The following is a 26,981-nucleotide window of genomic DNA, read 5'->3' on the forward strand; positions in this document are numbered from 1 at the left end:
CATGACCTCAACTTCCCGAACCGCCCTGTGCGGACCCGCATGCAGGGTGGTGTGGCAGGGGTCGATCAACAATATTGATCGCCCCTATGCCGATTTAAAAGGAACTCGTTTTTAGTGATTTCGTTGCACGGCAATATCAGCTAACGTCAATAAAGCATCTTTGTAACCAGATTCTGGTAAAAAAGCGATGGCCTGACGGGCTTTTTCTGCCTCCTGTTCTGCCATCTCTCTGGTGTACACAAATGCTTTAGTCCGCTCCAGAATCGCCATAATACGCTCCAGATGCTGCATACCATTGGCATGTTCAATGGCATCTTTAAGCAGTTGCTGATCGTTACCGCTGGTATGACGCAGCGCATAAATCAGTGGCAGAGTTGGTTTACCTTCAGCTAAATCATCACCGATATTTTTACCCAGCTCATCTGCATCGGCCTGATAATCCAGTACATCGTCAATCAGCTGGAATGCTGTGCCCAGATGCATGCCATAGAGTTTCATCGCATTCACCACAGATTCAGGCTGATTTGCCAAAATAGCGGCAAGCTGGGTAGCGGCTTCAAATAATTTGGCGGTTTTGCAGTAAATCACCTGCATATAGTTTTGTTCTGAGGTTTCCGGGTCGTTGACGTTCATCAACTGCAACACTTCGCCTTCCGCAATGATATTGGTGGCATCAGCCAGGATTTGCATAATCTGCATTTTATCCAGCGACACCATCAGTTGAAAAGCTCGTGTATAAAGGAAGTCACCGACTAACACACTAGCCTGATTACCAAAGACTGCATTGGCCGTCTCTTTACCACGGCGCAGCATGGATTCATCCACCACGTCGTCGTGTAGCAAAGTGGCGGTGTGAATGAATTCCACTATAGTGGCCAGGGTAATATGGTGCTGACCCTGATAACCCAGAGCGCGCGCAGCCAATACAGCTAAAAGTGGACGCAAGCGTTTGCCGCCACTATTGACTATATAGATGCCAAGCTGATTAATCAGCGCTACCTCAGAACTAAGCTGAGAGAATATATGTTGGTTCACGGCCGTCATGTCATCAAGACTGAGCTGGCGGATCTCTTCGAGCGTCATCTGGTAAAACAACTGCTTAGGTATAGAATGTGGCTGATTCTACACCATTGCAGCTGATCAGCTAAAGCAAAACCCGATCCTTTTTGTTGCTCACTGATCTTTTTAATAATTCTGCTTGCGAGGGTAGGGGAAATTGCGTACAATTCGCGCCCTGTGATTATAATTAACACGCCCTTAAAAGTCGGCGTGATTTGTACGGAGTTAACTATGTACGCGGTTTTCCAAAGTGGTGGTAAACAGCACCGTGTAACGGAAGGGCAAACCCTTCGTCTAGAAAAACTAGACTTAGAAACCGGCGCAACTATTGAATTTTCAGCTCTGATGATCGCTAACGGCGAAGACATCAAGATCGGTACTCCTTTAGTTGAAGGCAGTAAAGTAACAGCGGAAGTGGTCAACCATGGCCGTGGCGATAAAGTAAAAATCGTCAAATTCCGTCGTCGTAAGCACTACCGTAAACAAGCTGGTCACCGCCAGTGGTTTACAGAAGTGAAAATTACCGGCATCAGCGCGTAATCGAAGGAGTAACTACTCATGGCAAGTAAAAAAGGTGTAGGTAGCACTCGTAACGGTCGCGATTCAGAAGCGAAACGCTTAGGTGTGAAACGTTTTGGTGGTGAGTCAGTGTTAGCTGGCAATATCATCGTTCGTCAACGTGGTACTAAGTTCCACGCTGGTAGTAATGTTGGTATCGGTAAAGACCACACATTATTCGCCTTAACTGACGGTAAAGTGCAATTCGAAACGAAAGGCGAGCACAATCGCAAATTCGTAAGCATCGTTAGCGAATAACGACGCATTGATTCGAAAAGCCCCGCCTAGTGCGGGGCTTTTTTATTAAGAATCGATCAAAGTCTGATAGTTCAGTGTGCTGAATGTCAGTTTTGTTACTTTCAATTCATCAGAGCCCAGCTATGCATTCATGTGCGGGTAGAATTGATAGTATAATGAGCCCATAGTTTTTTTAGATCAGGATAGTCCAGATGAAATTCGTAGATGAAGCAGAAATTCGGGTTGAAGCCGGCGATGGCGGCAACGGTATTGTCAGTTTCCGTCGCGAAAAGTTTGTCGCCAAAGGTGGCCCAAATGGTGGTGACGGTGGTGATGGTGGTGATGTTTATTTAATGGCGGACACCAACCTGAACACTTTGGTGGACTATCAGTTCGAAAAGTATCACCAGGCAGAACGTGGTCAGAACGGTATGAGTACCAACTGTACCGGTAAACGTGGTGATGACATGATTTTACGTGTGCCTGTAGGCACGCGAGCAGTGGATATAGACACTGCAGAAGTTATTGGTGATTTGACCAAAAATGGTCAGAAGCTGATGATAGCCAAAGGCGGCTGGCATGGTTTGGGTAACGCCCGTTTTACCAGCAGCACCAACAGAGCGCCGCGTAAGAAAACCAATGGTACGCCAGGTGAAGTGCGCAATATCCGTTTAGAACTGCTGTTGTTAGCTGATGTAGGCTTATTAGGTCTGCCTAATGCCGGTAAATCTACTCTGATCCGAGCTGTATCTTCAGCCAAACCAAAAGTAGCTGATTATCCTTTTACCACACTGGTTCCTAACCTGGGTGTCGTACGGGTTGAAAGTCACCGCTCTTTTGTGATTGCCGATATTCCGGGTTTGATTGAAGGTGCTGCTGAAGGTGCTGGTTTAGGTATTCAGTTCTTAAAACACTTAGAACGTTGTCGTTTATTGTTGCACGTTGTTGATGTGTTACCGGCAGATGGCTCAGATCCAGCTGAAAACGCTGTGACTATTTTGAAAGAATTGGATAAATACAGTGACAAGCTGGCTAATAAACCACGTTGGTTAGTCTTTAATAAACTGGATTTAGTACTGGAAGATGAATTAGAAGAAGTGATCGAACGTGTCACTAAAGCCATCAACTGGGAAGGTCCTGTACATTCAATAGCTGCAGCGAGTCGCACTAATACGGAACGTTTGGCTGCAGATATTCTGAATTATATTGAATTACTGCCGGTTGAAAAACCAAGAGAGCAGATTGAAGACGCTGTAAACTTCAAATGGGATGATTATCATCAGGATGTGTTAGCAGTAGCTGATGATCTGGATGAAGATGATGATTTCGATGAAGACGATTACGACGTTGAAGTAATTTACAAGCGCTGAGGTGACAATGCGGATTGCAATGATTGCGGCTATGGCCAATAACAGAGTAATTGGCAAAGATAACCAGATGCCCTGGCATTTACCGGCTGATCTGAAGCATTTTAAAAAAGTGACTTTAGGCAAGCCGGTGATTATGGGCCGCAAGACCTATCAGTCTATTGGTAAGGCCCTGCCCGGGCGGCGCAATATAGTCATCAGCCGTCAGAGCGGCGCGCTTAGCGCTGATGCTGACTGGGTTCAGAGTATTGAACAGGCTTTGGCTTTAGTGCAGCATGAGGCTGAGGTGATGATTATAGGCGGTGCCGAGATATACCGTCAGGTGCTGCCTCTGGCCGATACGCTTTATATCACTGATATTGATTTGACCGTTGAAGGAGATGCCTTTTTTCCTGATTATCTGGCTGAAGCAAGCTGGTGTCAGTCTGCATCAGAACAGCATCAACCCGACCCACAAAATCCCTACTTTTACCGCTTTCGCACCCTGAACAGAGAATGAACAAGTCTTCATTGCACCTGTTGCTACATGTTGTTACTATACTTTTGTCTGTTTTTTGACTGCTTCAGGAGTAATGTATGAAATTGTTGCCAGCAGTGTTCTGTGGTGTAGTGGTGGCAGGTGCAGTATTAGTGTCCCCGGTGGTGCATGCTGACGACCAGTTAGCGGCTTCGATGTGTGATTATGTCAAGGCTGACGATAAGAATAGATTACGGAAAGTATTAAGTGATTACCGTCTGCGCTTACGTAACATCTATGATGGCGTGACCTGTAACGGTGACAGTCTGGTTCGTTTTGCAATAAGAAATAACGCAGCAGATGTAGGCGAATTTATTGTGAAGCAGTTACCAGCTGCTCAGGTTGCTGCATCAGGTGATGTGGCATGGGCAGAAGGCAATGGTTTTGCAGCCTCTCCTTTGCTAACCGTCATAAAAGAACGAGCGGGTGGCGGCGAGTAGTCGTTATCCCAATAAAAAAATCCGCCTGATGGCGGATTTTTTTATATTCAACAGGACAGTAAAATCCGCTATGGGTAATCGGAGCTAACCAGTTCAGACTTTGAACTGGTCTACCGATTGACGTAACTCTTCAGCTAAACGAGCCACTTCATGACTGGACTGAGAGGTTTGCTCTGCACCAGACGCTGTTTGTTCAGCAATAGTGACTATAGATTCTAATAAGTGGCTGATTTCGTTTGATACCTGATTCTGCTCTTTAGCAGCATGAGATATTTGTTCGCTCATATCATGGGCCAGATGCACCGCATTGGTGATAGATTCCAAGGCTTGTGCTGCCACTTCAGTTTGAGTCACACAGTTCTCTGCCTGCTTTTTACCTTTGTTCATCGCTTCTACAGCAGCATGAGCACCGGTTTGCAAGACCTGGATCATGGCCTGAATTTCCTGAGTCGAAGCCTGAGTTTTGCTGGCTAATGAACGAACTTCATCAGCTACTACCGCAAAACCACGACCTTGTTCGCCGGCACGGGCTGCTTCAATGGCCGCATTTAATGCCAGCAAGTTAGTTTGTTCTGCAATGCCACGAATTACATCAAGGATACTGCCGATTGAAGCACTGTCTTTATGCAATTTGTTGATCACGGTAGAAGCCTGATCTACTTCTTTAGACAACTGCAGTATGGTTTGTTTGTTGTTTTCAGAGATAACTTTGACACGCTCAGCTTCACCGTCAGCATTTTTAATTTCAGCCAATGCGTCGTTCGAACTTTGCATTACCCCTTGTGAGGTGCTGCTCATCTCAGTGGTCGCTGTCGCTGCCTGAGTGACCTGAGACTTCTGCTCACGAATAGCGGCAGTTGTTTCTACTGTAATAGCTGATGTTTGTTCTGAAGCAGCTGCAAGTTGAGTCGAACGGGAAATGATGCCCTGAATTAACTGGCGTAAGTTGGTGATAACCTGATTACAGTTACGCGCCAGGTCGCCAAATTCATCCTGAGCTTTATCATCCAGACGTTTGGTTAAGTCACCTGAAGCCACTACACCTAAAATTTCGTTCACTTTCGACAATGGAACTGTGATGCTGCGTACTGTTACCATGGCGATACCTACAGCCAAACCAATGGATATCAGCACTACAATGAAAATGGTTGTAATGGCACCTGATACATCAGACTGAGCTCCAGCCTGGATCTCGCCAGCCACAGTGCGGGCTCTGGATAACAAACGGTTTAAACCATCCAAGGCTGTCTTGTTGTGACTTTCAGCCTGAACCAGTAGTTTTTGCGCTTCGGCAGAAGCTGCCAGCATTTTTGCTTTTAAGGCTAAGATACCTTCGTCACCAGCAAGTAATTCATTAATAGCAGAGATTTTCTCGTCTAAATCGGCGACCATATCAACGTTAGCACCAGCTTCAGTTTTTATGACGTTTATCTGCTGATTTACACCAGCTAACCGTGAAGTTACTTCGTTAGCAATAGTCTCAGCTGTTGTTGCTGAGGTGGTTCGGGTCAAATCAACCACTACGCTTACCAGAGTGTTTAAACCTGTTTCCAGTTCAGTGGCTGCTTTGCTCGCTTCAGGAAAACGACGGGTCACGTCTCTGACGTCACTGAAATCCAATAACAAAGAGGCAGAATCATCTGAATTTAATTCAACATCAGACAACTGTGAAGCAATTTGATCGCGTAAGCTCAGGCTTTTACTTAATTCAGCGAAAAGCTTTTTACTGATAGGAGTGAAGTCGGTGTAAGCGGCTGAAACTTCTTTAAAAGAGTTCGCCAGAGTTTCTTCTTCTGAAACTACAGTTTGTAATGCTTTTGCTGCAGTCTCATATAAAACCTGTTCTGCACCGAACTGGTTCTCAAATTCTTTGACTTGTTTTACTTCAGTTGCATAAAAAGCCTGCAAACTGATTTTGCTCATTTTGACGAACTCACTTTGCAGCACAGCACTATTCTCAAGTGCCGGGATAGAGATTTCATTTACTTGCGTGGTTGAGGCATTGATACTATTCAAGCTCATGTACGAGGTAATACCGATCACAAGTAGTAGCAGTGAAATAACACCAAAACCACCAATAATCCGAAGTGCTACCGTTAACTTCATAACTTTACTCCCAGTATCCAGGCTAAAAGGGCATCATTGACCCTGTCACCACACAATAAACAATTCAAAATAGAACATTTTGAAACAACGTCGCATTATAGCGTTATTTTTAGTCAGAAACACTATAACGCTGTGCCGTCTCAATACAATAGGCGGTTAAACAATTTCCCCAAACACAACCAGTATCCAGCGCATAAATTCCTTCAACAGGACTATATCCCATCAAAGAGGCCCAATGACCAAAAAAGATCTGTGGGTGTGGTCTGTGTTTCCAGAATTCATACCAAGGGATCAGCGTACTTACTTTTTCCGGATGGCGCTTTTCTTTGAGTTCAAGTGCTCCATTTGAAAGACAAAAACGCATCCTGGTACAACTGTTAATGGCGAAACGCCAGCGGTCTTCATTGGTTTTCACTTCAGACCAAAGTGCTGGCGTATTGCCATACATCACTGCAAATAGTGTTTCGGGTGTTTCTCTTAACACTTGGCTTACTTCTGCAGCTGTGTCCAAAGCAGACTGTAGACCCCAACCCGGTGCCAATCCGGCGTGGACCAGTAAAAGGTTACGCTCTGGCTCAAAATGTAGCAGAGGTTGTTGCTGCAGCCAATCTACCAGTTCAGGCAGATCAGACGCTTGCAGTAACTCATCCAGTTGGTCTTTAGGATCTGTTGTGGCAAAACCATAAACGCAGGCTAAAAAATGCAAATCATGATTTCCCAGTACTGTTTTGGCTTTATTTCCTAAAGACCGGATAAAACGCAAGGTCGCTAGTGAGTCTGGACCACGTGCCACCAAATCGCCACAAAACCATAATTCATCCAGCTTTGGATCAAACTGGATTTCAATTAACAGCGACTGCAACTGCTTAAAGCAGCCCTGAACATCTCCAATGACGTAACTTGCCATAAGATCAATTCAGAATATTGGGCAGAGCTAAACGAAACAAAGGAATAGCAGCTTTAAAACAGAGCTGGCTTTGGCTGGTCATTTCGTAATGGCCCTGCATAGTGCCTACCGGAGTTTCCAGCACTGCACCACTGGTATAGCTGTAACTTGAACCTGGCGCCAATTGAGGTTGTTCACCCACCACACCCTCACCATGTACTTCAGTTTCTTTGCCATTGGCGTCTGTGATAAGCCAATAGCGTCTGAGTAACTGCACTGTTTCAGTGCTATGGTTTTTAATGGTAACAGTGTATGCAAAAACATACCTGTTTAAAGCAGGATCCGATTGAGCTGCCACATAAAATGTCTCGATTGAGACAGGAATTTCAAAACTCAAACTCATAATTGTTGTTGCTCGTGCTGATGCAGCCAACGGGCGATACCAATAAATTGCTCCACACTTAATTGTTCTGGGCGCAAGGTTGGATCTATTCCCATTTCGATAATTTGCTCCGCTGTTGCAAAGTTGCTAAAGCAGTTACGCAAAGTTTTACGGCGCTGGTTAAAGGCTTCCAGACAGACTCTGTTTAATACAGCAACAGGCACATCCTGACGTTCTGAACTTGGTTTCGGGATAAGCCGCACCACGGCTGAATGCACTTTAGGAGCTGGTTTAAAGGCGCCAGGTCCCACTTCTACCACAGGCATTGCATGACAAAAAAACTGGGTCATCACAGATAAACGGCCATAGGTTTTGGAACCATGACCAGCTGTCATACGCTCTACCACTTCTTTTTGTAGCATAAAATGCATGTTTTCAATGTCGTCTGCATAGTCAAAGAGGTGAAATAACAGCGGAGTAGAGATGTTGTAAGGCAAATTACCGAATACTTTTAACTTTTTGCCTGGTTGTACTAACTGACGAAAATCAAATTTCATCGCATCAGCCTGATGGATAGTCAGCCTATCTGCCAGCACAGGATGTTCCTGTAAACGCTGGGCGAGATCTCTGTCCAGTTCTATCACGGTCAAATGCCCGGATTTTTCGACAACAGGCTCAGTGATCGCACCTAAACCCGGGCCAATTTCGACCAGTAGATCCGTTGGTTTTGGGCTGATGGCTTTCACAATACGTTCAATGACGACAGGGTCGTGTAAGAAGTTCTGACCAAAACGTTTTCGGGCTGTGTGTCCCAGGTGTACTTTATCTGTCATGTGATAACTTGGCTCTTTGCGCTAAATAAATGGCTTGTTCCAGGGCATGGAATAAACTTCCGGGGTCGGCTTTTCCTGTGCCGGCTAAATCCAGCGCAGTACCATGATCGACTGAGGTTCTGATTAAAGGTAAACCAAGGCTGATATTCACCGAACGGCCAAAGCCTTTATGTTTCAACACAGGTAAGCCCTGATCATGGTACATAGCTAAGACAGCGTCGGCATGGTCCAGATATTTAGCCTGAAACAAGGTATCGGCAGGCAAGGGACCTATCAGGTTCATACCTTGTAAACGTAATTCTTCCAAAGCCGGGCTGATGATATCTATTTCTTCGCGGCCCAGATGCCCGTCTTCCCCGGCGTGCGGATTTAAACCGCAGACATAAATAACGGGAGAGGCGATGGCAAACTTGGTTTGTAAGTCGTGATGTAATACCGAAATCACTTTGTGCAAGCGCTCTTTGGTGATGGCTTTGGCCACATAGGCCAGTGGTATATGGGTTGTTGCCAGTGCAACACGCAAACCTTCAGTGGCCAGCATCATGACCACATAAGGCGTATTCGACAGATGAGCGAAATATTCGGTATGACCGCTAAAGGGAATACCTGCTTTATTGATAATACCTTTATGCACCGGGCCTGTGACTATGGCATCAAATTCGCCAGACATGGACTTTTCACCGACGTATCGTAAGGTGTCTACTACATAACGCCCATTGGCTTCATTCAACTGCCCAGCGATCACTGCTGCTTCTGGCGTGAAATCGACACAGGTCAAAGTGCCAGCTTGCTGAGGCTGTGCGGGTTGATTTGGCTCATAAGGTAAAAGCTTAAGCGGCAGGTTTAATACTGCCGCTCTTTGTCGTAAAACTTCTGCGTTGGCACAGACGACCAGTTGCACTGGCCAGTCTTTTTGCGCCAACATCACCACCAGATCAGGGCCTATACCGGCTGGCTCACCTGGGGTGATTGCTATCCTTAATGTCATTCAGTGTCTGCCAGTATTTCGATATAGGCCTGATCACGCAGTTCGCGCAAAAAATTGGCCTGTTCTTCGTTAAAGCGGCGGTTAAACAACATGCGATACACTTGATCCTGCTTTTTCTCTGCAGTCATGTCTACTACACGTTTCTCTAATAACTGCACTACGTGCCAGCCATGTTCTGTGCGGAAAGGTTCGCTGATTTCCTGCAATTGCAGGGCATTTAACGTATCGCGGAAGGCGGGAACGTACATAGCTGGATCTGCCCAACCTAAATCACCACCTTTCAACTTGGAACCAGGGTCTTCAGAGTTTGCGCTGGCGAATTCGGCGAAATCCGCTTTGTCTGCTTTAAAGTCGGCAACAAATTGCTTCAAGGTGTCACGGGCTTTTTCTTCACTCATGATAATGGATGGTTTGATCAAGACATGGCGTGATTTAACTTCGTTCGCTTCGGCAACGTTGGCGCCACGAATATCAAAAATAGTCAGAATATGAAAACCAGCACCAGAGCGCAAAGGGCCTATTACGTCGGTTTTCTTTTTGCCACGAATCGCATCGGAGAACAAAGTTGGCATTTCGTTGATATTCATCCAGCCCATATCACCACCGTCCAGTGCAGAACTATCAGAGGATGACGCTATAGCCAGTCTTTTGAAATCACTGCCTTCACGTAACAACTTCATCACTTTGTCGGCGCGATCTTTAGCGTCGGTGATTTCTTCAGTGCTGCCCTGATTTGGAATAGAAATCAGAATATGACCTATATTGTATTGCTCATTGGATGCGCCTTGTTCTTCCATCACTTTCATCAGGCTGTCTATTTCCTGTGGGCTGATGTAGATGCGGCGTTGCACGTTGGCTCGTAATACTTCACCTGTGGTGATTTCTTCACGGAAACGTTCGCGGAATTGCTGATAGTCACCTTCTTCAGCCACTATGCGCTGACGAAATTGTTCCATCGTCAGATTTTCGCCGCGGGCAACGTTTTCCAGCGCCTGATCCAATTGTGGGTCAGTGATTTGCAAGCCCATACGGCTAGCCATTTGCATCTGTAAGCTATTGCTGATTAACCGTTCCAGTGCCTGAGTGCGTAAAGCCCGGTCTGAAGGTAAGGTCTGTCCCTGGCTTTGCGCATTGCGTTTCACCTTGTTGACCATATCTGTCACTTCAGTATCCAATACGACACCGTTGTTGACTATGGCTGCAACACCGTCGATCTTTTGTTCTGCCGCCTGGCTCGAAAAGACCAGAAATGCGGCCACAGAGCTGGCAATCAAAAGTTGTAACTTCATAGGTTCCTACATTAATTATTTAGTAAATATGGGCGTCTATAACCAAAAATTCCGTTCGATAACATGTCGTTGACTGAGAAACCTGCCCCCTCACCAAAACCTTTTAATACAAATTGTACGGCTATACCGTTATCAAAAGTAGGAGGTTGGGACAAATCATTCAGTGCCAATTCAAGGTTGGTATTGATTTGGCGCTTAGCAACCACTCGAATTGCCCAGCAACAGGATTCATATTGCAAACCAAGGTTAGCTTCTATCATATGATGCTTGTTGATGTCACGATAATAACTGGCAATCAGTTTCCATTTATCATCAATAGGTGTGGTGCCTAAAAAGCCCAGCTGTGCAATTTCGTAGTCTGAGACCTCCCGACTGTAGCGGTGGTTCAATTGGATCAGACTTTTATCATCTGCTATGTAATCCAAAGTGACGTTGCTTTTCACCATACGCTCATTGCTGGAATCATACTGCAATGCGGTATTTAAGTACCAGCCTTCACTCCAGTTCCACAACAGCTCAGAGGCCAGAACCGAATCAGCAGGTTGTTTGGCGTCTGGCAGTAAGTTGTCTATGGGCTGCGGATCATCCAGGAATACAATCTGACCCAGACTAAAGCGGAACAACTCATTATCCTGTGAGTCATACAAACGAGTTGTCCAGCCTATAGTCAATTGATTGGTATCGGCAATTCTGTCCAGACCCGAATATCTGTTTTCGCGGAATAAGCCATAATAATCGTCTTGCAAAGGTGCTGTGTCATACAGCCCAATCATCGACTGCTCGCGATAGGGGATATAGAGGTATTGTATTTGAGGCTCAAAGGTTTGCAATGAATCTGCTTTTTTCCAGCTTAGCTCCCTTTCCATATTCAGTTTGGCGTTGATCTGTACTTTGGGTACTGTTCTGCTGATCTCTTTTTGAATCAATAGATTGTCTTGATCGGTATTTTGCTGATAACGGGTATGCAGCAGGCTGGTTTCTGCGACTAACTCGACCGCTGGTGTGATTAAAGGCCAACGGATACTGGGTTCAAGATGTAAACGGTCTGCACTGTTAATCAGCGCACTGTCATTGCGAAAATGGGCGTATTGGCTGTGCCAGTTAAACTCAAAACCTGCAGCTAAATCCGTTGGAGCAGCGGAGCTCAGGTCAATTTGTGGCAAGGCAGCGTATGAAGGCAGATAGTTTCCAAGGATTTCAAAACCTTGCAGGCGAATTTCTGAGTTCAGATAGTCACCGAAATAATTCAGGCTGGCTTGCCGGTAAAGTTGGGTGTCGCTTTGGTTATTGTAGTCAGACCCCAGTTCAGACAAGTAAGCATCATCGCTGACATCGGTAAAATCGACACTGGCACGCCAACGGTCTGACAAGTCGCCACTGTGGCTGAAATGGGTTAAATAGCGACTGCCAAAGCCTGCCGGCTTGTCATTGTCATCGGGTAAAATTTCAAGTTGTAACCGGCCATTATGATCTTCGGTCAGATAACGGAATTCAGTGTTTAACTGAGCTCCTCTTTTACTCATAAAACGAGGGCTGATAGTTGCATCATAGTTGTCGGCAAGGTTCAGATAATAAGGAGTCTCAAAATCCAGCCCTAATTTCTGTGAACTACCAATCTTGGGAAACAACAAACCACTTTTGCGTTTATCACTGACAGGGAAGGTCATGTACGGCAAATAAAAGACAGGCACATCCTGAATTTTAATGACCGAATGCCAGGCTTCACCCCAGCCATCATCGGCATTAATATTAATTTTATCTGCATGCAAGGCCCAACTGCTGTCGTTGTATGGGCAGGTAGTAAAGCTGGCTTTAGTTAAATTAATTTGCTGCTTATCTGCGCTCATTTCTTTGGCAAAGCCGCGACCAGATTGACTGACCAGTTGATAATCCGCTTCACCCAATATGGCTTTGTCTTCTTTAAGGTGAGCCGTGAAATGACTGCTGCTGACTTTTAAATCAGGGCTGTAGTATTGAATACCACCACTGGCCAGCAAGGTCTGATTTTTCTGACTGACCTGTGCATTGGCGGCGTTTAACATAGTATTGCGGTAAAGGATTTCTATGTTGCCATCAAATAATGCAGTTTGGTCCTGCATCATGCGAATTCTGTCAGACAATATTTGCAGTCTGTTATCTTTTGCCGATAGCTGACTCAACTTGGCCGGCATCTCTACAGCGCTATAACATTGCTGGATAGGTTGAGGTGTTTGCTCTTCCGCATAGGCAAAATAAGGAATACCAAGCGCCATGATAATAAGGCGATAGATCAGAGAATGAGTCATGCAACCTACTTAATACAATACGTGAAACAGGTGAAAAGGACCAGAACACCGAGCCAGCTATAATAAATCAATTTTCCCGATCCTGCTAATCCGTTATAGTGCTGGCTTTGACCAAGTGACGGGGTTTGAAGTGCCAGCTCGAATGCAGTTAATTCAACGTTTTTTAACGGCGTGTTTTCCTGATGAGGTTATTCGCCTCGAACCTATTACCGGAGATGCCAGTTTCAGGCGTTATTTTCGTTTTTCTGTAGCGAAAAACAGCTACATTTTGATGGATGCGCCCACACCAACGGAAGACTGTGGCCGTTTTGTTGCCACGCAGCAAGCATTTGCACAGGCTGGTTTACAGGTGCCCCGAATTATTGCTCAGGATATTGAGCAAGGCTTGTTACTGCTTAGTGATTTGGGCGACACTTTGTTGTTGTCTGAATTAACACAAGATACGGTCAGCGACTTCTATCATCAGGCATTGGCACAATTGGCTCAGGTTCGTACCATCAGTGCTACAAGTGCCGGGCCTTTACCTGTATTTGATCAGGCTTTTTTACTTCGGGAAATGCAGATTTTTATTGATTGGTTTGTACTTGAGCATTTGCAGCTGACACTGAATGAACAAGAGCACTTTATGTTGCAAAAGCATTTCCAGTTGCTGGCTGACACAGCGTTGCAGCAACCTCAGGCAGGTATGCACCGTGATTACCATGCCCGTAATTTGATGCTGCAACAGGACGGCAGTCTGGCTGTGATTGATTTTCAGGACCTGGTTACAGGTCCTGTGACTTATGACGCTGTGTCTCTGCTGAAGGATTGTTATGTAAAATGGCCTCTTGAGCTTGTACAGTCATTAGGCCAGAAGTTTTACTACAACCTCAAAGCCACTGATGAGTTGCCTGCTGAGGTTAGTGCTGAGCAGTTTCAGCTTTGGTTTGATTGGATGGGATTACAACGACATATTAAAGTCTGTGGTATTTTCTGCCGCTTGTACCATCGTGACGGAAAGTCGGGTTATCTGGCTGATTTACCACGAGTCTTCGAGTATGTACTTGAGGTTACTCAGCTTTACCCGGAGTTGCAGGAGTTGGATCTGTGGCTGAAAAATAAAGTACAACCTGCACTGGAGGCTAAGGCCTGAGATGAAAGCAATGATACTGGCAGCAGGTCGTGGTGAGCGGATGCGACCTTTAACCGATCTGTTACCTAAACCCTTGTTAACTGTGGCTGGCAAAGCATTGATCCACTACCATCTGGAGGCGCTCCGTGCAGCCGCAGTGCAGGACATTGTCATTAATCATGCATGGCTGGGTCATTTGTTGCCAGAGCATCTAGGCACTGGTCAGCAGTTTGGTTTGAACATCAGTTATTCAAACGAAGGTGCCGAAGGCCTTGAAACCGCCGGCGGTATCAAAAAAGCCTTGCCCCTGTTGGGGAATGAACCTTTTATGGTGATCAACGGCGATATCTTCAGTGATTATCCTTATCAGCAACTGATGGATAAATTAGCTCCGGACATCCTTGCTCATCTGGTGTTGGTGCCTAATCCGCCACAGCATCGGAAGGGGGATTTTGGTATCAGTGCAACAGGTTTGGCTTTGGCTGAAGCAGCTCAGTGTTTTACTTTCAGTGGCATAGCGGTTTACCACCCTGAGTTTTTCAGTGCTGTGGCCGAAGGGAAACAAAAATTGGCACCTTATTTACGCGAAGCGATGGCACAACAGCAAGTGACAGCAGAGCTTTATAAGGGGGTATGGCATGACATTGGTACTGTGCAGCGACTGACTGAATTATCGGCGCAACTGGAGTCTGAACATGTGGGGTAAAATTCTTGGTGCCTTATTTGGCATGGCTCTGCTGAAAATCCCTGGTTTATTTATTGGTTTACTGATAGGTCACTGGTTCGACAGATCCTATGGAGGCGTATTCGCCAGTCATGGCGGTTTTAACGGTTTTTCCCGTGATAAGTCTGAAGCTCAGGGGATTTTTCGTTATAACACTTTTGCAGTGATGGGCCATATTGCTAAGTCTAATGGGGTAGTCACTAAGTCCCATATTCAGCAAGCTACTGTTTTTATGGACCAATTAGGTTTAACTGCGGCGCAGAAACAAGAAGCTCAGGCCGCTTTTCGGCATGGTAAGCAGGCTGATTTTCCGTTGTTGGAACAACTGGCTGAATTCAGGTCTGTTTATCGAACCAGGCCTGATGTACTGCTGATGTTTCTGGAAATTCAAATCAGTACTGCTTATGTCGATTTGTATTTAAGCAGTGCAGAACAAAAGATATTGACTCAGGTGGCATCGGCATTAGGCATCAATGCGACGCAGTTTGAACAGATGCTCAGTCGTTATGAAGCTGAAGCCCGTTTTGCTAAAAACAGTAGCAACGGACCAGGAGATGCAGGACGCCGTTTGACGGATGCTTATAAAATTTTAGGGATCAGCGCAGACAGTTCAGAGGTACAGTTAAAAAAGGCTTATAAAAAGCTGATGGCACAACATCATCCAGACAAGCTGATGTCGCAAGGTTTACCGCCAGAACTTATGGATGTGGCCAAACAAAAAACTCAGGATATTCAAGCTGCTTACGAGTTAATTCGTAAACAGCGTGGCTAATCGCGGAAAAACATAAAATATACAGCGCCCAGCAGACACAAGCCAGCATAGACATAATTCCATTTAAAAGGCTCTCTCATATAGAACACTGCGAACGGAATAAAAATACTCAAAGTGATGACTTCCTGCAATATTTTCAGCTGAGCAAGACTCAGCACCTGGTGACCTATCCGGTTAGCAGGCACCATCAGCATGTATTCAAATAAGGCTATACCCCAGGATACTGCGATCGCTATATACAAAGCTGAGCTTTTAAAGTGTTTGAGATGGCCATACCAGGCAAAAGTCATAAAAATATTACTGGCGGTCAGCAACAAGACCGTCTGGAGCAAAGGCGACATAATCTGGTGTCTCCGGTGAAGAAGGGGAGGGGATAGCGATGTTTCGTAGTTTAATAGATTTTTATAAGTGGAAAAATTAATTTAATAGCCCTGATAGCTTAACCAGCCATAAATCTCTTTGAATACACGTTGTTGGGTTTCGGCCTGTGCGATAAGCCCACTGATTTCCCGCTGACGGTACAATAATTTCTGCTGTTGCCTCGCCAGTTGTTTCCGTAATTTCCACTGTGCTGCCACTTGCTGATTACCTTGTTGTTGCATCAAGTCCAGAGTGGGAACCTGCTGTTTGGCTATCGCCAGAGGTAAGCTGCGTTGTTGATCTGCTGCTGGCAAATAGGCCTCGAGCAAAATCAGTGACTGGGGTTCCTGCAGCTTTTTATCGGCGTAAAGTTGACTGATCAAAGCCGCGCTGCTGCCCTGGGCCACAACGATCACCGTGCCGTTTGATACCATAGCACTGGTCATAGCGACTTCAATGCGTTGTTGTAACTGGTTTTTGTAGTTTTCTAAGTCTTGTGTATCATCGCTTAAAGGAGCGTCGGGTACCGCTATAGCCAAAGTGTCCCAACCATAGTCATTAAACTCTTTTCGTAATAAATTCAGATTTTTGGGGCTGGATGCATGTTGTGACCAATCAGGGATAAACAACATAGTGCCTTTAACTTTCGGCGTAAATGCTGCCCTTTTTAATGCCAGAAAGCTTTTGTCGCCTGCCAGCAGCTCTGTGATTTCATCCGCAGGCAATTGCCAGCTCAGATCGGCTTTATGCCAGTCTTCCATAGACACTGCTTCAGCGCCCTGAGTATACAGACTGAGTAACAGCAGAAAAGCTAACATTTTCGATGACATAAGACGTTACTCTGAAAGTCGGAACCTGAGCAGGGTATCGGCAAAGTGCGACTAAACTTTATCGGACAGACTGAGTTATAGCTGTAAAAGCTGAGATCCAACAAAAAAAAACCGCCTTGCGGCGGTTTTTCGAAGCGGAAGAGATTAACGCTCTACTTTTTCTTTGATAGTTGCAGTTACAACAGCTTCAATGCGGCGGTTAGCAGCGTGAGCAGCTTGAGTATTACCTGCAACTTTTGGACGTGAAACACCGTAACCTTTTACTGTTACACGATTAGCACTGATGCCATGTTCGTTTAACAATACTTTAGCTACTGCATCAGCACGACGCTCTGATAATTTCAGGTTGTATGCAGCGCCACCTACGTTAGAAGCGTGGCCACCGATTTCAACATCAGTACCAGGGAAACGTTTCAGGAAAGCCGCTAAGTCAGCGATTTCTGAGTTGTATTCTGGTTTGATTTCAGCAGAGTCATTAGCAAACTGAGCTTTTAACGTGAAGTTCACTTCTTTTTCAGTGAAGATTGAGCAACCATTTGCATCTACTTTATCAGTAGATGGAGTGCCTGGGCACAGGTCTCTTGAATCAGGTACACCGTCGTTGTCGCTGTCAGCAACAACTACAACAGGAGCCTGTACTGGCTCCGGAGCCGGAGTAGGTTCTGCAACTGCTGGCGCTGAGCCAAACAGCATAGAAACACCAAGTTTGATGTTTGCATCGCCATAACTGTCGTTAGTCAGACCCTGGAAGCGGTTCATTTCAGCAAATAAAGACACACGTTCGCCAACATAGTGACGGTAACCAACACCAATGTTTACTGCCTGAGTGTCGTGGCTGCCTTCAACTTCAAAATGCTTCAAACCACCAACAAGGTACATGCCAGTGCCAGCAATGTTGTATAAAGCATCTACACCAAAACGGTCTGCATCAAACTTGTTGTCAGAAATTAACTGTTCCAGACGATCTCTTGCGTATTCGAAACGCACAGCCCAGGTTTCGTCGATGTTGTAGCCAAGCTCGAAACCATAACCATAACCCTTATCCAGGTAGTTCCATTCAAGGGATTCAGTTTTGTCACCGTCTGGCAGGTAGTATTCAGCGAAAACTGAACCAAAAGCACGGTCAGTTACAACTGGCTTTGAACTATTTGCTAAAACAGTGGTCGATAATAAAGCTGCCATAATGGCAATTGCGCTAGTACTTAGTTTCATCCATATCTCCTAAGAGTCAATTTCGGCGGCCATTCTATTTGCTTAAAAAATTTTAAGCAAAGTTAGTCGCTCGTTATTACAAGTTTTTGTCCGATATCCATCGGTTTACTCACATCGGTACCAAGTTTACCTTAAAAAACTGAACCTTAGGTTAACAGTTTTCTGAATTGCCTTTTATCTTGGTGCTAAAACGGGCAATCAACCTCAAAATATAGCTCAGTTCCTGAAGTTGGGTGTCTTAGTTTCAGAGAACTGGCATGTAATTGAAGTCGGGCTACTGAACATTTTCCTTGTTCAGTTCCATAAAACTTATCCCCCAGTATCGGATGCCCCAGCCATAACATATGCACCCGCAGCTGATGCGAACGTCCTGTAATGGGAGTAAGTTCTACTTTCGTTTGGTGTGAAGTACGCTCCAACACCTTAAAGTACGTTAAAGAAGGCTTACCGGATCCAAAGTGCACCATTTGTTTGGGCCGGTTGGGCCAGTCACATATCAAAGGCAAATCAACAACACCTGAATCGACTGAAACCTGACCTTCTAATCGGGCTAAATAGCGTTTTTTGGTCTGACGTAATTCAAACTGCTTATTTAAATCACGCTGACTTTGAGCATGCATAGCCATTACAACCAGACCTGAGGTTGCCATATCTAATCTGTGCACTATACGTGCTTGTGGCCATACCAGCCGTACGCGGTACTCAAGGCTGTCTTTGTGTTCAGGCGCCTTACCCGGCACTGTCAGCAAACCACTGGGTTTATTCAGGAGCAAAATATCATCATCCTGATACACTATGTCCAGATAAGGTTCGGTTGGTGGCTGATACTCAAGCAACATTATATTCACTTTTAGTCATGGCTGACAACCACGACCCTCAGCGCATCAAATTTTAACCTGGCTTTACTGATGTAATCTGTTAATTCTTGTTGCTGTTGTTGTAAATGTGCAATTTCTTCTGGTCGCACGGACGGATTCAGCTTCTGCAGTGCCTGTAAACGCTCTATTTGAGCCTTTAATTTCTGTTGTATTAATTCCTGGGCTTGTTGCTGTACTTCGAGAAGGCGCACAGTGGCTTGTTCCACAGCCTTACCTATCAGCGGGTGAATAAAGCTTTGTAAAGCTTTCACCATCTTGGCTGCAGGTTGCCTGCCTACTGGTTTTAACTGCTTATTAAACTGCTCAAAGCCAACATTTGCAGCAAGATTTTTCCCATTTTTCTCCAACAGCAAGCGCACAGGAGTGACAGGTAGATAACGGCCCAGTTGCAGCTCTTTTGGTGCGCTGGCTTCAACTATGAAGATAAATTCAACAAAATAAGTACCGGCAGGCAAAGCTTTATTCGGTAATAAAGCTACAGAGCTGTTGCCCATTTGCTCATTGGTCAGGATATCTAAAGTCCCTTGAACCATAGGGTGATCCCAGCTTAAAAACTGAATATCTTCCTGAGCCAACGCTGTAGCACGGTCAAAGGTGACACTGATACCGTCGTCGTCCAGCATTGGATAATGGCTGTGCAGATGTTCTGACATCGTCAGTACCATGCTGTTTTCACCCCGGTCGTCCTGATTCACTCCCAGAACATCCCATGCCCGCAACATAAACATCGGCAGGCGGGTTTCATCATCCAAAGCGGCGATAGCACTGGCCAGCTCGCTGGCTTTACCACGACCCGAGCTATTAATTTCCAGCAGTTTGTCACGGCCTTGTTCCAGTTTCTGTTTTAGTTGCTGGTTCAGCTCTGCACTTTTGGTGATCAGCGTCTGAATCGCATCCTTGTCCATCGTAGTGGCAGAAAGCAGTTCAAACAGTTCAGTGGCTACGTGTTCAAACACTGAACGACCAGTTTGGCAAGTATGGCTTAACGCTTGTAAACCTTGCTGATACCAGTCCAGAAGTACTTGCTGTGGATGATCGGTAAAATACGGGATATGAATTTGAATATCCTGCGTTTGACCTATACGGTCTAATCGGCCTATACGTTGCTCCAGTAAATCCGGGTTCAATGGTAAATCAAATAACACCAGATGATGAGCAAACTGGAAGTTACGGCCTTCACTGCCTATTTCTGAACAGACCAACATCTGAGCACTGTTATCTTCCTGAGCAAAATAGGCAGCGGCCATATCCCGTTCAACAATGCTCATACCTTCGTGGAATACAGAAGCACGAATGCCTTCGCGTACCCGAACCGCCTCTTCCAGCGCTATTGCTGTATCGGCGTGGGCGCATATCAGCAAAAATTTGCTGCGTTTATGTTGTTTTAGCAGAGCAATCAGGTGATCAACTCTTGGGTCAAACTGCCACCAGCTGCTGGCTTTGCCTTCAAACTCCTGAAATACCCGCTCAGGGAATAAACTGGCTTTGGCTTTTTGTTCCAGACTTTGTTGTTTATTAAAGGCTTGCTGTACTTTTAACGCGTTTTTATATTGCTCAGGCAGCTCCAGTGCAACAGTTTGTGGCTGGCGTTGTGGAAAACCTGAAATTGCACTGCGACTATTGCGGAACAAAATCCGGCCTGTGCCATGGCGGTCCAGCAATTGATTTAATAACTGCTGTTTGGCCTGCTCTGTTTCATCACTGCTGCTGTCTGCGTTTTGTAAACAGGCTAAAGCCCTGTTGATATCACTTTCCGTTAATAACTGGCTTAATGCTTGTGCGGAAGCTGAACTTAATGGACTCTGATCCACTACAGCTGCCGCTAAATCAGCGATATGTTTGTAGCTCTGCTCTTCGGCAATAAAAGCCTGATAGTCATGGAAACGATTCGGGTCTAGTAAACGTAAGCGGGCAAAATGGCTCTGATGACCCAACTGATCCGGAGTGGCCGTCAGCAAAATTAAACCTGCTGTGCCTTCAGCCAGTTCTTCAATACGCTGGTATTCGGTGCTGGAGGCTTCTTCGCTCCAGTGCAAATGGTGGGCTTCATCCACCACTAATAAGTCCCAATCGGCGTCCACAGCTTTTTGATGATGGCTGCGTTTTTTCACCAGAAACTCAAGGCTGGTTAGTACCAGTTGCTCGGTTTCAAACGGATTGCCGCCATCCAGAGAGGATTCAACGCAACGTTCATCATCAAAAATAGAAAACTTCAGGTTAAAACGACGCAACATTTCCACCAGCCACTGATGTTGCAGTGACTCAGGCACAACAACCAGCACTCGTTTGGCTAAACCAGCCAGTACCTGCTGGTGAATAATCAAACCTGCTTCAATGGTCTTACCTAAACCAACTTCGTCAGCCAGTAGTACACGGGGCGCATGACGTTTAGCCACTTCTTCTGCGATATAAAGCTGGTGTGGAATAAGGCTCATCCGGCCGCCCACTAAACCTTGCAGCGGGCTTTGTTGCTGCTGATGCAAATGTTGCCAGCTTTGAAAGCGCAAAGGGAAAGTTTCAAAACGGTCGACCTGACCGGCAAATAAACGGTCCTGAGGCTGGCTGAAGCTGATGAAATGATCGAGGAACAATTCACGCAAAGCCACAGTTTCTTCTGTGTCAGTGCGGGTGCCATGATAGATATAACAGTCGTTTTTACTTTCCACTTCACTGATTAATACTGAGAAACCTTCGGCACTTTTGACTGTATCGCCCGGGTTAAACTGTACACGGGTCAGCGGCGCTTCCTGAATGGAGTACAGACGGTTTTCACCACTGGCCGGGAACAGCAAAGTCAGCATCCTGCCTTCCTGCCCAATCACAGTACCTAAACCTAAATCCGACTCACTGTCGCTGATCCAACGTTGACCCAAAGCAAATTTTATCATCTTGTCCTCACTGCAGAAAATGGCGCGCCATGGTACAGCGAAATGCCTGAGACCGCATCAGCTGTGATGACGTATTTTTTTCATAGATTAAAAATCGTCATCTATTGGTCATACAGATAGTGCATTTTTGCTCTAAGCTTAGATCAAATGAATAAAAGCACTGACAGTTCTGCTTCAACTGAACCAAAACATCAGGCAGCCAGTCAGAGTTGAAGTAAGGATTGTTGTATTTTGCCATGTACTTTCATGGTTTTTATTGTCGCTAAGGAGCTGCTTATGGCGCGAAGAAGAGCTAAAGATAAAAAAATATACGTTCTGGACACCAACATTCTGCTGCATGAACCTTTCGCCTTCTTAAACTTTCAGGAACACGACGTTGTCATCCCGATGACAGTGCTCGAAGAATTAGACCATATCAAAGACAAACATAAAGACGTCAGCCGTGAAGCCCGTATTGCCATTCGTGCGCTGGAAGATGTACTCAAAGACGCTTCACCTGAAGAGATGCTGCTGGGGGTTGCTTTACCCTGCCATCTTGAAGAAAAAAATGCCGGTCATTTATTTATTATCAACGACCATCATATCAGTGACCAAATTCCAGGCTTGCCTGGTGGCGAAAACGATCATCTGATTATTAACACCGCCTTATTTTTACAAAGGGAAAAAGCGCCAACCAAAGTCATACTGGTGACCAAAGACATTAATATGCGCCTGAAAGCGAAAGGGGCAGGGCTGAAGCTGGTTGAAGACTACCGTACTGACCAATTGATTGATGATGTGCGGTTTTTATACAAAGGTTATTACAAGTTTTCTGGTGATTTCTGGTCTGTGGTCAAAGATTGCCGCACCCACAACGAAGGTCGTGATACCTACCATTTTGTGCCTCGCTCCGTATTGCCTAATGCCTACCTGAATGAATACCTGATTGATGAAGCCGAAACTTTTGCTGGTCGGGTGCTTGAAATTAACGAACAGGAAATCAAAATTCTCGATTTAGGTTTTGAACGCCTGATGCACAAACATGCCTGGGGTATTCACCCGAAAAACATTTATCAGGCGATGGCGCTGAATGCTCTGCTGGACCCTGATATGGATTTAGTGATCCTGACCGGGCCCGCAGGTTGTGGTAAAACTTTGATTGCCTTAGCGGCTGCGCTGGAACTGGTGATTGAAAAGGGGCTGTACGACAAAGTGATAGTTACCCGGAATACACCGGAAATAGCTGAATCTATAGGCTTTTTACCCGGAACTGAAGAAGAGAAAATGGCGCCATGGCTGGCTGCTATTACCGATTCATTGGAAGTGTTGCATAAAACCGATGAGCACCCTCATGCCAGTGTGCAATACATTATGGACAAGGCTAATATCCAGTTTAAGTCCGTTAATTTTATGCGTGGCCGAAGCATTCAAAACGCGATAGTACTGTTGGATGAATGTCAGAACTTAAGTGCGGCGCAGCTGAAAACCATCATCACCCGTTGTGGCGAGGGCACCAAGCTGATTTGTTCGGGTAACCTGTCACAAATAGACAGTAACTACCTGACGGCTGTGACTTCTGGTTTAACTTATATCGTAGAGCGTTTCAAAAACTTTGAAGGCAGCACTACTGTTAATCTCAATGGGGTAGTGCGTAGCCGATTGGCTTCTTTTGCAGAGGCAAATCTATAAGCTGTGGAAAACGCCCCGCCTTGTTGCGGGGCTCTTCTTTGTTAAACTACTTTCAGTTTGCGCCTGCTCAGAGCTATACCAACCAATGCCACCAGACTGAACCAGCCCAGACTGCCGCTATCCTCTTTAATGATCACAACTTGTGGTTTGTCATAAGAATAATCTTCCAGCGGTAATTCTGACAATGCAGGTTCGTCGAATCCCGAAATTTCGGCTAACAAGTCGTTGTAGTCCGCATCATAAATCCGGATCACCAGATCGTAGTAGGCTGGTGGCAGGCTATGGATCAGCTCACTTTCTATCGCAAACCAGTCGTCTGCACTGGTGCCATGCAATGTAAATATCGAGCTGGTATGAATAATAACTTCGGGGGCTCCGGCGCGTTTCAGCGCAAAATGGGCATAGACAGGCACAGAGTTATAGTTCGTATCAGCATCAAAGCGGACATAGAGGCTATGATAAAAGCCGTTATTATTTAAATCTGCATCAAATGAAATATCTATGCTATCAAACCAGACATTGTTTTCGACACGTTGAATTAAAGCGCCGCTGCTGCGCAGTGTTGCTTTAGGTTTGGCTGTCGCCGCCACTTGTGATGGCAGCTTAAATGACTCTTTAGTGGATGCGACTTCTGCAGGCGCGGCCAAAGTAACAAACGGCATTACAGCAAATAAACTGACCAGAAAAAATTTACGCATACACAGAGCCTCCTTAGCTTTGGTATCATTACAGGCCAAGGGCCATGAATACTGGCTGAACTCTTTTTAAGTGAACACATATTTTGAAACTGACAAAAAAGCTCCAGGTCACCGAAGCACAACAAGCTATTGAAGCTTTGGTCGCGGCTGCGCCACAACTTAGTAAAGGCCGGCTGAAAGACGCAATGAATAAAGGTGCTGTGTTGTGGCGCCGGGGTAAACAAAATAAAAGAATGCGGCGTGCTCAGGCCGATTTATTACCAGGTGACAGTCTGGAGCTGAATTACGACGAACAATTGCTGCAGCGCAGCTGTGATCCGGCAGTTCTCATTCACGAAGCTCGTGGTTACAGTGTCTGGTTTAAGCCTGCTGGTATGTTGTCGCAAGGCAATGAATGGGGAGATCATCTGGCTTTACTGCGCTTTGCAGAGTTGCACTGGCAAGGCAAACGTCAGGTGTTTTTATTACACAGGCTGGATCGTGAAGCCAGTGGTTTAGTCTTGATCGCTCATACCAAGCAAGCAGCTGCGGCTTTTAGTCTGATGATACAGCAGCATAAAATTGAGAAAGAGTACCGGATTGAAGTCAAAGGTCAGCTCTCAGATGAACTGCTGGCAGAAGGTCAATTAACTGCAGTACTGGATGACAAAGCCTGTACCACTGAATTTGAGCTCGAATCTTATTCAGAAGAACATCGCAGCAGCATCATCAGGGTAAAACTCATTACAGGTCGTAAACACCAGATCCGCCGTCACTTTGCACTGGCAGGGCACCCTGTGATGGGAGACCCGGCTTATGGCTCTGGCAATAAAAACGAACAAGGTTTGATGCTGCAGGCGGTGAAGCTGAAGTTTATTTGTCCATTTCGAAAAACTGCCATGGAGTTTGAACTGCCAGCACACTTAGTACAGCTTTAAATCTGCGCCAGTTGCTGTTGCAGTTTGTCACTTAATGAAATGCCGTTCGCCTGAACTTCCAGTAATCCCAGGCTGATGGCATTAAATAAATCCTGTCGCAGGTTATCTGTTTGCCAGGCGCAAGGTCGGTTCTGATTGCATTGGTAGTGGAATTCCAAAGCGCCTTGCAGTCCTTGTTGTTGTGCCAAAAACAGGCTGTACCACATAAGTTCCCGCAGTGCATCTAAGTCCTGCTCGCAAATACGTTGAGACAATAAGGCATGCAAGGGTAAAACTGCAGAATAAGGCTGATAGTCTGAGGGCAAGCTCTGCAACAATTGCTGTTGCATCTCATAAGCACTCTGCTCTGAAGCGCAATACAACCAGAACTCTTGCTCCTGCTCAACCCAAAATAACGCCAGATCCAAAACTGCCCTGAACTGAACAAGATCTGTGTTGACTTGTTGTATACCTTTGTTCATCAGCGTTGTAGCTTGCGCCGGAATAACCACCAGCAACTGCCCCTGAGTTTTAACTCTATGATGATGCAACAATAATTCAGTAAAACTGCGCCATTGAGGTTGCTGTACTATGCTACCGGCACGATTTTTTTTCTGTTTGCCCCATGACAAAAGTAAGCTGAAAAGTGCAATAGCCAGCAGGGCTAAGCTAATCAGCAACCATTGCTGCAGCTGTTTATGCCTGGCTAAATGCAACTGCTGTTGTTTTTCTTGCTGCATCTGCAGTTCAAGGCTGCTTTGCAGGCTGTCCAGCTGTATTTTGCTGTCGTCGTTTAACTGAGCTATTTCCAGTTGATTGGCCGACTTCTCCAACTGATAGGCCTGTTGCCATTGTTGTTCCAGGGCTGCCAATTCGGCGCTTAAAGTTAAGTGTTTGTATTTCAGATAACCCGGAAGTTTATCCGGTTGTGGCGCTGCTTCATCCAGCAATTGTTTTGCGGCACTGTAGTTTTTCTTTTTGATAAAGACATGAACAAGGAACAATGCAGTCTCAGATTTGATGGACTGTGCTGAGACCTGACTGGCTAACTGATGCGCTTTGATCAGCAACTGTTCGGATTGGTCCAGATCGTTTTGCTCAAATGCCAGCTCTGACAAACTGACATAAGCTGAGATCAGCATATGGGGATCCTGACTATCCACTGCTAATTTCAGAGCATTGTTGTAAGTGACTTTCGCTTTATCTATTTGTTTCAGCACCAGTTGGCTGTCGCCAATATTAATCAGAGCATTGACCTGACTGCTTAGACTATCTAACTGCTGATAAAGCCTGCCAGCTTCTTCAAAATGCTGCAACGCCCGCTCGTGTTGTCCAAGCTTTTGATAGGCCATACCCAGACGCATATTGATCGAGGCAATGGCTTGTTGATCCGCCAATTCAATGGCAAGCGGCAAGGCCGATTTAAAATGCTGATAGGCTTTAGTCAAATGATTGTTTTGTAAATGCAGGCGGCCCAACATGATCATCGAATCCAACTGACGCTGTTTATCTGCTGCCTGGGTCGCCAAAGTCAGACTTTCTGCAGCGGCTTCCATCGCCAGCTCAGTTTTCCCTTGCTGATTGTAAGCTTGCGAAAAACTTTCCAGAATGTCCATTCGTAAGGCCTGCAGCATTGGGCTATTTTCCTCGGGTAAAATAGCCTGTGCCAGTTTTAGTTTTTCAACCGCAAGGGCTGTGTCACGATAAAATACGCCAAAAGTTAAAGCCTGCATTAATAAAATACGAGCTGCAAGCTCAGCGTCAGGTTCTAAAGTCAGAGCTTTATTACTGAACTCCAACGCAGCTTCTTTATTTTTCAGCACATAATGGCTGTAAGCTAACAGGAAATACTCTGTCGCAGTACGTGCAGCTTTAGTTTGCTGTGCAGCGATCCGTGCCTGCGGATTGGCTTTGGTTTGCTCCAGTAATAGAGGCAGGTCCGCCGCATAAGTGCTGGTTGCAAATGACAGCAGAAAAAAGCAGAAAGCAAAGCGCAT

General features: G+C 45.6%; 25 protein-coding genes. 10 read left to right on the top strand and 15 right to left on the bottom strand.

Annotation, left to right across the window (positions count from 1 at the left end):
* Positions 1-111: 111 nt before the first annotated feature.
* A complete protein-coding gene (gene ispB, locus J2W69_RS04750) occupies positions 112-1,083 on the bottom strand; it encodes an octaprenyl diphosphate synthase (RefSeq protein ID WP_310275090.1) in 972 nt (323 codons plus the stop codon).
* A 207-nt stretch (positions 1,084-1,290) separates the two neighbouring features.
* Between ispB and rplU the strand changes: the two genes are divergently transcribed.
* The 5 genes from rplU (at position 1,291) to J2W69_RS04775 (ending at position 4,178) form a co-directional block, all read left to right on the top strand.
* Positions 1,291-1,599 carry a 50S ribosomal protein L21 gene (gene rplU, locus J2W69_RS04755; protein WP_008899666.1) on the top strand — a complete coding sequence of 103 codons (309 nt, stop codon included), beginning with the start codon at positions 1,291-1,293 and terminating at the stop codon, positions 1,597-1,599.
* A gap of 18 nt (positions 1,600-1,617) precedes the next feature.
* The gene (gene rpmA / locus J2W69_RS04760; protein ID WP_008899665.1) at positions 1,618-1,875 is read left to right on the top strand and encodes a 50S ribosomal protein L27; all 258 of its coding nucleotides are present in this window, start codon (positions 1,618-1,620) and stop codon (positions 1,873-1,875) included.
* 191 nt (positions 1,876-2,066) lie between these two features.
* Positions 2,067-3,224, top strand: coding sequence for an Obg family GTPase CgtA (gene cgtA / locus J2W69_RS04765; protein ID WP_310275097.1), 1,158 nt, complete (start codon positions 2,067-2,069; stop codon positions 3,222-3,224).
* Positions 3,225-3,231: 7 nt separating this feature from the next.
* Positions 3,232-3,720: a type 3 dihydrofolate reductase gene (gene folA, locus J2W69_RS04770; RefSeq protein ID WP_310275099.1), complete on the top strand. Its 489-nt coding sequence runs from the start codon at positions 3,232-3,234 to the stop codon at positions 3,718-3,720.
* Between the two features lie 77 nt (positions 3,721-3,797).
* Positions 3,798-4,178, top strand: coding sequence for a DUF3718 domain-containing protein (locus J2W69_RS04775; RefSeq protein WP_310275102.1), 381 nt, complete (start codon positions 3,798-3,800; stop codon positions 4,176-4,178).
* Between the two features lie 93 nt (positions 4,179-4,271).
* Here J2W69_RS04775 and J2W69_RS04780 read toward each other — a convergent pair whose 3' ends face one another.
* The 7 genes from J2W69_RS04780 to J2W69_RS04810 form a co-directional block, all read right to left on the bottom strand.
* Positions 4,272-6,284, bottom strand: a complete 2,013-nt coding sequence (locus J2W69_RS04780) for a HAMP domain-containing methyl-accepting chemotaxis protein (RefSeq protein ID WP_310275104.1) — start codon at positions 6,282-6,284, stop codon at positions 4,272-4,274.
* A 109-nt stretch (positions 6,285-6,393) separates the two neighbouring features.
* Positions 6,394-7,191 (bottom strand): symmetrical bis(5'-nucleosyl)-tetraphosphatase, encoded by a 798-nt coding sequence (locus J2W69_RS04785; RefSeq protein ID WP_310275106.1) that lies wholly within the window; start codon positions 7,189-7,191, stop codon positions 6,394-6,396.
* A 4-nt stretch (positions 7,192-7,195) separates the two neighbouring features.
* Positions 7,196-7,573, bottom strand: a complete 378-nt coding sequence (gene apaG / locus J2W69_RS04790; protein WP_310275108.1) for a Co2+/Mg2+ efflux protein ApaG — start codon at positions 7,571-7,573, stop codon at positions 7,196-7,198.
* Complete coding sequence (gene rsmA, locus J2W69_RS04795; protein ID WP_310275111.1) at positions 7,570-8,385, bottom strand: 16S rRNA (adenine(1518)-N(6)/adenine(1519)-N(6))-dimethyltransferase RsmA; 816 nt, start codon at positions 8,383-8,385, stop codon at positions 7,570-7,572. The genes apaG and rsmA overlap by 4 nt, the downstream gene beginning before the upstream one ends.
* The gene (gene pdxA / locus J2W69_RS04800; protein ID WP_310275113.1) at positions 8,375-9,373 is read right to left on the bottom strand and encodes a 4-hydroxythreonine-4-phosphate dehydrogenase PdxA; all 999 of its coding nucleotides are present in this window, start codon (positions 9,371-9,373) and stop codon (positions 8,375-8,377) included. The genes rsmA and pdxA overlap by 11 nt, the downstream gene beginning before the upstream one ends.
* Positions 9,370-10,662: a peptidylprolyl isomerase SurA gene (gene surA, locus J2W69_RS04805; protein ID WP_310275115.1), complete on the bottom strand. Its 1,293-nt coding sequence runs from the start codon at positions 10,660-10,662 to the stop codon at positions 9,370-9,372. The genes pdxA and surA overlap by 4 nt, the downstream gene beginning before the upstream one ends.
* A gap of 11 nt (positions 10,663-10,673) precedes the next feature.
* Positions 10,674-12,947, bottom strand: a complete 2,274-nt coding sequence (locus J2W69_RS04810) for an LPS-assembly protein LptD (RefSeq protein ID WP_310275117.1) — start codon at positions 12,945-12,947, stop codon at positions 10,674-10,676.
* 142 nt (positions 12,948-13,089) lie between these two features.
* Here J2W69_RS04810 and J2W69_RS04815 point away from each other — a divergent pair, with 142 nt between their 5' ends.
* The 3 genes from J2W69_RS04815 to djlA are packed head-to-tail and all read left to right on the top strand — an operon-like array spanning position 13,090 to position 15,554.
* Entirely contained in the window at positions 13,090-14,079 is a 990-nt protein-coding gene (locus J2W69_RS04815; RefSeq protein WP_310275119.1) for an aminoglycoside phosphotransferase family protein, read from the top strand.
* 1 nt (position 14,080) lies between these two features.
* Complete coding sequence (murU, locus tag J2W69_RS04820; protein ID WP_310275121.1) at positions 14,081-14,764, top strand: N-acetylmuramate alpha-1-phosphate uridylyltransferase MurU; 684 nt, start codon at positions 14,081-14,083, stop codon at positions 14,762-14,764.
* A complete protein-coding gene (gene djlA / locus J2W69_RS04825) occupies positions 14,754-15,554 on the top strand; it encodes a co-chaperone DjlA (protein ID WP_310275123.1) in 801 nt (266 codons plus the stop codon). The genes murU and djlA overlap by 11 nt, the downstream gene beginning before the upstream one ends.
* Here the strand turns inward: djlA and J2W69_RS04830 are convergent.
* From J2W69_RS04830 to rapA, 5 genes are all read right to left on the bottom strand, one after another.
* Positions 15,551-15,895, bottom strand: coding sequence for a DMT family protein (locus J2W69_RS04830; protein ID WP_310275125.1), 345 nt, complete (start codon positions 15,893-15,895; stop codon positions 15,551-15,553). The two genes, djlA and J2W69_RS04830, sit on opposite strands and share 4 nt — an antisense overlap.
* Before the next feature lie 81 nt (positions 15,896-15,976).
* Positions 15,977-16,744: a DUF3530 family protein gene (locus tag J2W69_RS04835; protein ID WP_310275127.1), complete on the bottom strand. Its 768-nt coding sequence runs from the start codon at positions 16,742-16,744 to the stop codon at positions 15,977-15,979.
* 144 nt (positions 16,745-16,888) lie between these two features.
* Positions 16,889-17,956: an OmpA family protein gene (locus J2W69_RS04840; RefSeq protein WP_310275129.1), complete on the bottom strand. Its 1,068-nt coding sequence runs from the start codon at positions 17,954-17,956 to the stop codon at positions 16,889-16,891.
* A gap of 185 nt (positions 17,957-18,141) precedes the next feature.
* The gene (locus J2W69_RS04845) at positions 18,142-18,795 is read right to left on the bottom strand and encodes a pseudouridine synthase (RefSeq protein WP_405047869.1); all 654 of its coding nucleotides are present in this window, start codon (positions 18,793-18,795) and stop codon (positions 18,142-18,144) included.
* Positions 18,796-18,806: 11 nt separating this feature from the next.
* Complete coding sequence (rapA, locus tag J2W69_RS04850) at positions 18,807-21,722, bottom strand: RNA polymerase-associated protein RapA (protein ID WP_405047870.1); 2,916 nt, start codon at positions 21,720-21,722, stop codon at positions 18,807-18,809.
* A 276-nt stretch (positions 21,723-21,998) separates the two neighbouring features.
* On the opposite strand from rapA, the gene J2W69_RS04855 reads away from it, so the two are divergent.
* Positions 21,999-23,390 carry a PhoH family protein gene (locus J2W69_RS04855; protein WP_008899305.1) on the top strand — a complete coding sequence of 464 codons (1,392 nt, stop codon included), beginning with the start codon at positions 21,999-22,001 and terminating at the stop codon, positions 23,388-23,390.
* 41 nt (positions 23,391-23,431) lie between these two features.
* On the opposite strand, the gene J2W69_RS04860 is transcribed toward J2W69_RS04855, so the two are convergent.
* On the bottom strand, positions 23,432-24,088 hold the full coding sequence (locus J2W69_RS04860) for a choice-of-anchor H family protein (RefSeq protein WP_310275132.1): 657 nt from the start codon (positions 24,086-24,088) through the stop codon (positions 23,432-23,434).
* Between the two features lie 83 nt (positions 24,089-24,171).
* Between J2W69_RS04860 and J2W69_RS04865 the strand changes: the two genes are divergently transcribed.
* Positions 24,172-25,005 (top strand): RluA family pseudouridine synthase, encoded by an 834-nt coding sequence (locus J2W69_RS04865; RefSeq protein WP_310275134.1) that lies wholly within the window; start codon positions 24,172-24,174, stop codon positions 25,003-25,005.
* Here the strand turns inward: J2W69_RS04865 and J2W69_RS04870 are convergent.
* Positions 25,002-26,981, bottom strand: coding sequence for a tetratricopeptide repeat protein (locus J2W69_RS04870; protein ID WP_310275136.1), 1,980 nt, complete (start codon positions 26,979-26,981; stop codon positions 25,002-25,004). The genes J2W69_RS04865 and J2W69_RS04870 overlap by 4 nt on opposite strands.

Origin of the sequence: Rheinheimera soli (assembly GCF_031457405.1) — a bacterium.
Lineage (GTDB): Bacteria > Pseudomonadota > Gammaproteobacteria > Enterobacterales > Alteromonadaceae > Pararheinheimera > Pararheinheimera soli_A.

Bases quoted from the DNA above. Each gene is read 5' to 3' on its own strand.
- J2W69_RS04845 (WP_405047869.1), bottom strand. From the start codon at position 18,795: ATGTTGCTTGAGTATCAGCCACCAACCGAACCTTATCTGGACATAGTG.
- folA (WP_310275099.1), top strand. From the start codon at position 3,232: ATGCGGATTGCAATGATTGCGGCTATGGCCAATAACAGAGTAATTGGC.
- ispB (WP_310275090.1), bottom strand. From the start codon at position 1,083: ATGACGCTCGAAGAGATCCGCCAGCTCAGTCTTGATGACATGACGGCC.
- djlA (WP_310275123.1), top strand. From the start codon at position 14,754: ATGTGGGGTAAAATTCTTGGTGCCTTATTTGGCATGGCTCTGCTGAAA.
- J2W69_RS04835 (WP_310275127.1), bottom strand. From the start codon at position 16,744: ATGTCATCGAAAATGTTAGCTTTTCTGCTGTTACTCAGTCTGTATACT.
- surA (WP_310275115.1), bottom strand. From the start codon at position 10,662: ATGAAGTTACAACTTTTGATTGCCAGCTCTGTGGCCGCATTTCTGGTC.
- J2W69_RS04780 (WP_310275104.1), bottom strand. From the start codon at position 6,284: ATGAAGTTAACGGTAGCACTTCGGATTATTGGTGGTTTTGGTGTTATT.
- J2W69_RS04855 (WP_008899305.1), top strand. From the start codon at position 21,999: ATGGCGCGAAGAAGAGCTAAAGATAAAAAAATATACGTTCTGGACACC.
- J2W69_RS04815 (WP_310275119.1), top strand. From the start codon at position 13,090: ATGCAGTTAATTCAACGTTTTTTAACGGCGTGTTTTCCTGATGAGGTT.
- apaG (WP_310275108.1), bottom strand. From the start codon at position 7,573: ATGAGTTTGAGTTTTGAAATTCCTGTCTCAATCGAGACATTTTATGTG.
- rsmA (WP_310275111.1), bottom strand. From the start codon at position 8,385: ATGACAGATAAAGTACACCTGGGACACACAGCCCGAAAACGTTTTGGT.
- J2W69_RS04830 (WP_310275125.1), bottom strand. From the start codon at position 15,895: ATGTCGCCTTTGCTCCAGACGGTCTTGTTGCTGACCGCCAGTAATATT.
- J2W69_RS04860 (WP_310275132.1), bottom strand. From the start codon at position 24,088: ATGCGTAAATTTTTTCTGGTCAGTTTATTTGCTGTAATGCCGTTTGTT.
- rpmA (WP_008899665.1), top strand. From the start codon at position 1,618: ATGGCAAGTAAAAAAGGTGTAGGTAGCACTCGTAACGGTCGCGATTCA.
- rplU (WP_008899666.1), top strand. From the start codon at position 1,291: ATGTACGCGGTTTTCCAAAGTGGTGGTAAACAGCACCGTGTAACGGAA.
- J2W69_RS04810 (WP_310275117.1), bottom strand. From the start codon at position 12,947: ATGACTCATTCTCTGATCTATCGCCTTATTATCATGGCGCTTGGTATT.
- J2W69_RS04785 (WP_310275106.1), bottom strand. From the start codon at position 7,191: ATGGCAAGTTACGTCATTGGAGATGTTCAGGGCTGCTTTAAGCAGTTG.
- pdxA (WP_310275113.1), bottom strand. From the start codon at position 9,373: ATGACATTAAGGATAGCAATCACCCCAGGTGAGCCAGCCGGTATAGGC.
- murU (WP_310275121.1), top strand. From the start codon at position 14,081: ATGAAAGCAATGATACTGGCAGCAGGTCGTGGTGAGCGGATGCGACCT.
- rapA (WP_405047870.1), bottom strand. From the start codon at position 21,722: ATGATAAAATTTGCTTTGGGTCAACGTTGGATCAGCGACAGTGAGTCG.
- J2W69_RS04870 (WP_310275136.1), bottom strand. From the start codon at position 26,981: ATGCGCTTTGCTTTCTGCTTTTTTCTGCTGTCATTTGCAACCAGCACT.
- J2W69_RS04775 (WP_310275102.1), top strand. From the start codon at position 3,798: ATGAAATTGTTGCCAGCAGTGTTCTGTGGTGTAGTGGTGGCAGGTGCA.
- J2W69_RS04840 (WP_310275129.1), bottom strand. From the start codon at position 17,956: ATGAAACTAAGTACTAGCGCAATTGCCATTATGGCAGCTTTATTATCG.
- cgtA (WP_310275097.1), top strand. From the start codon at position 2,067: ATGAAATTCGTAGATGAAGCAGAAATTCGGGTTGAAGCCGGCGATGGC.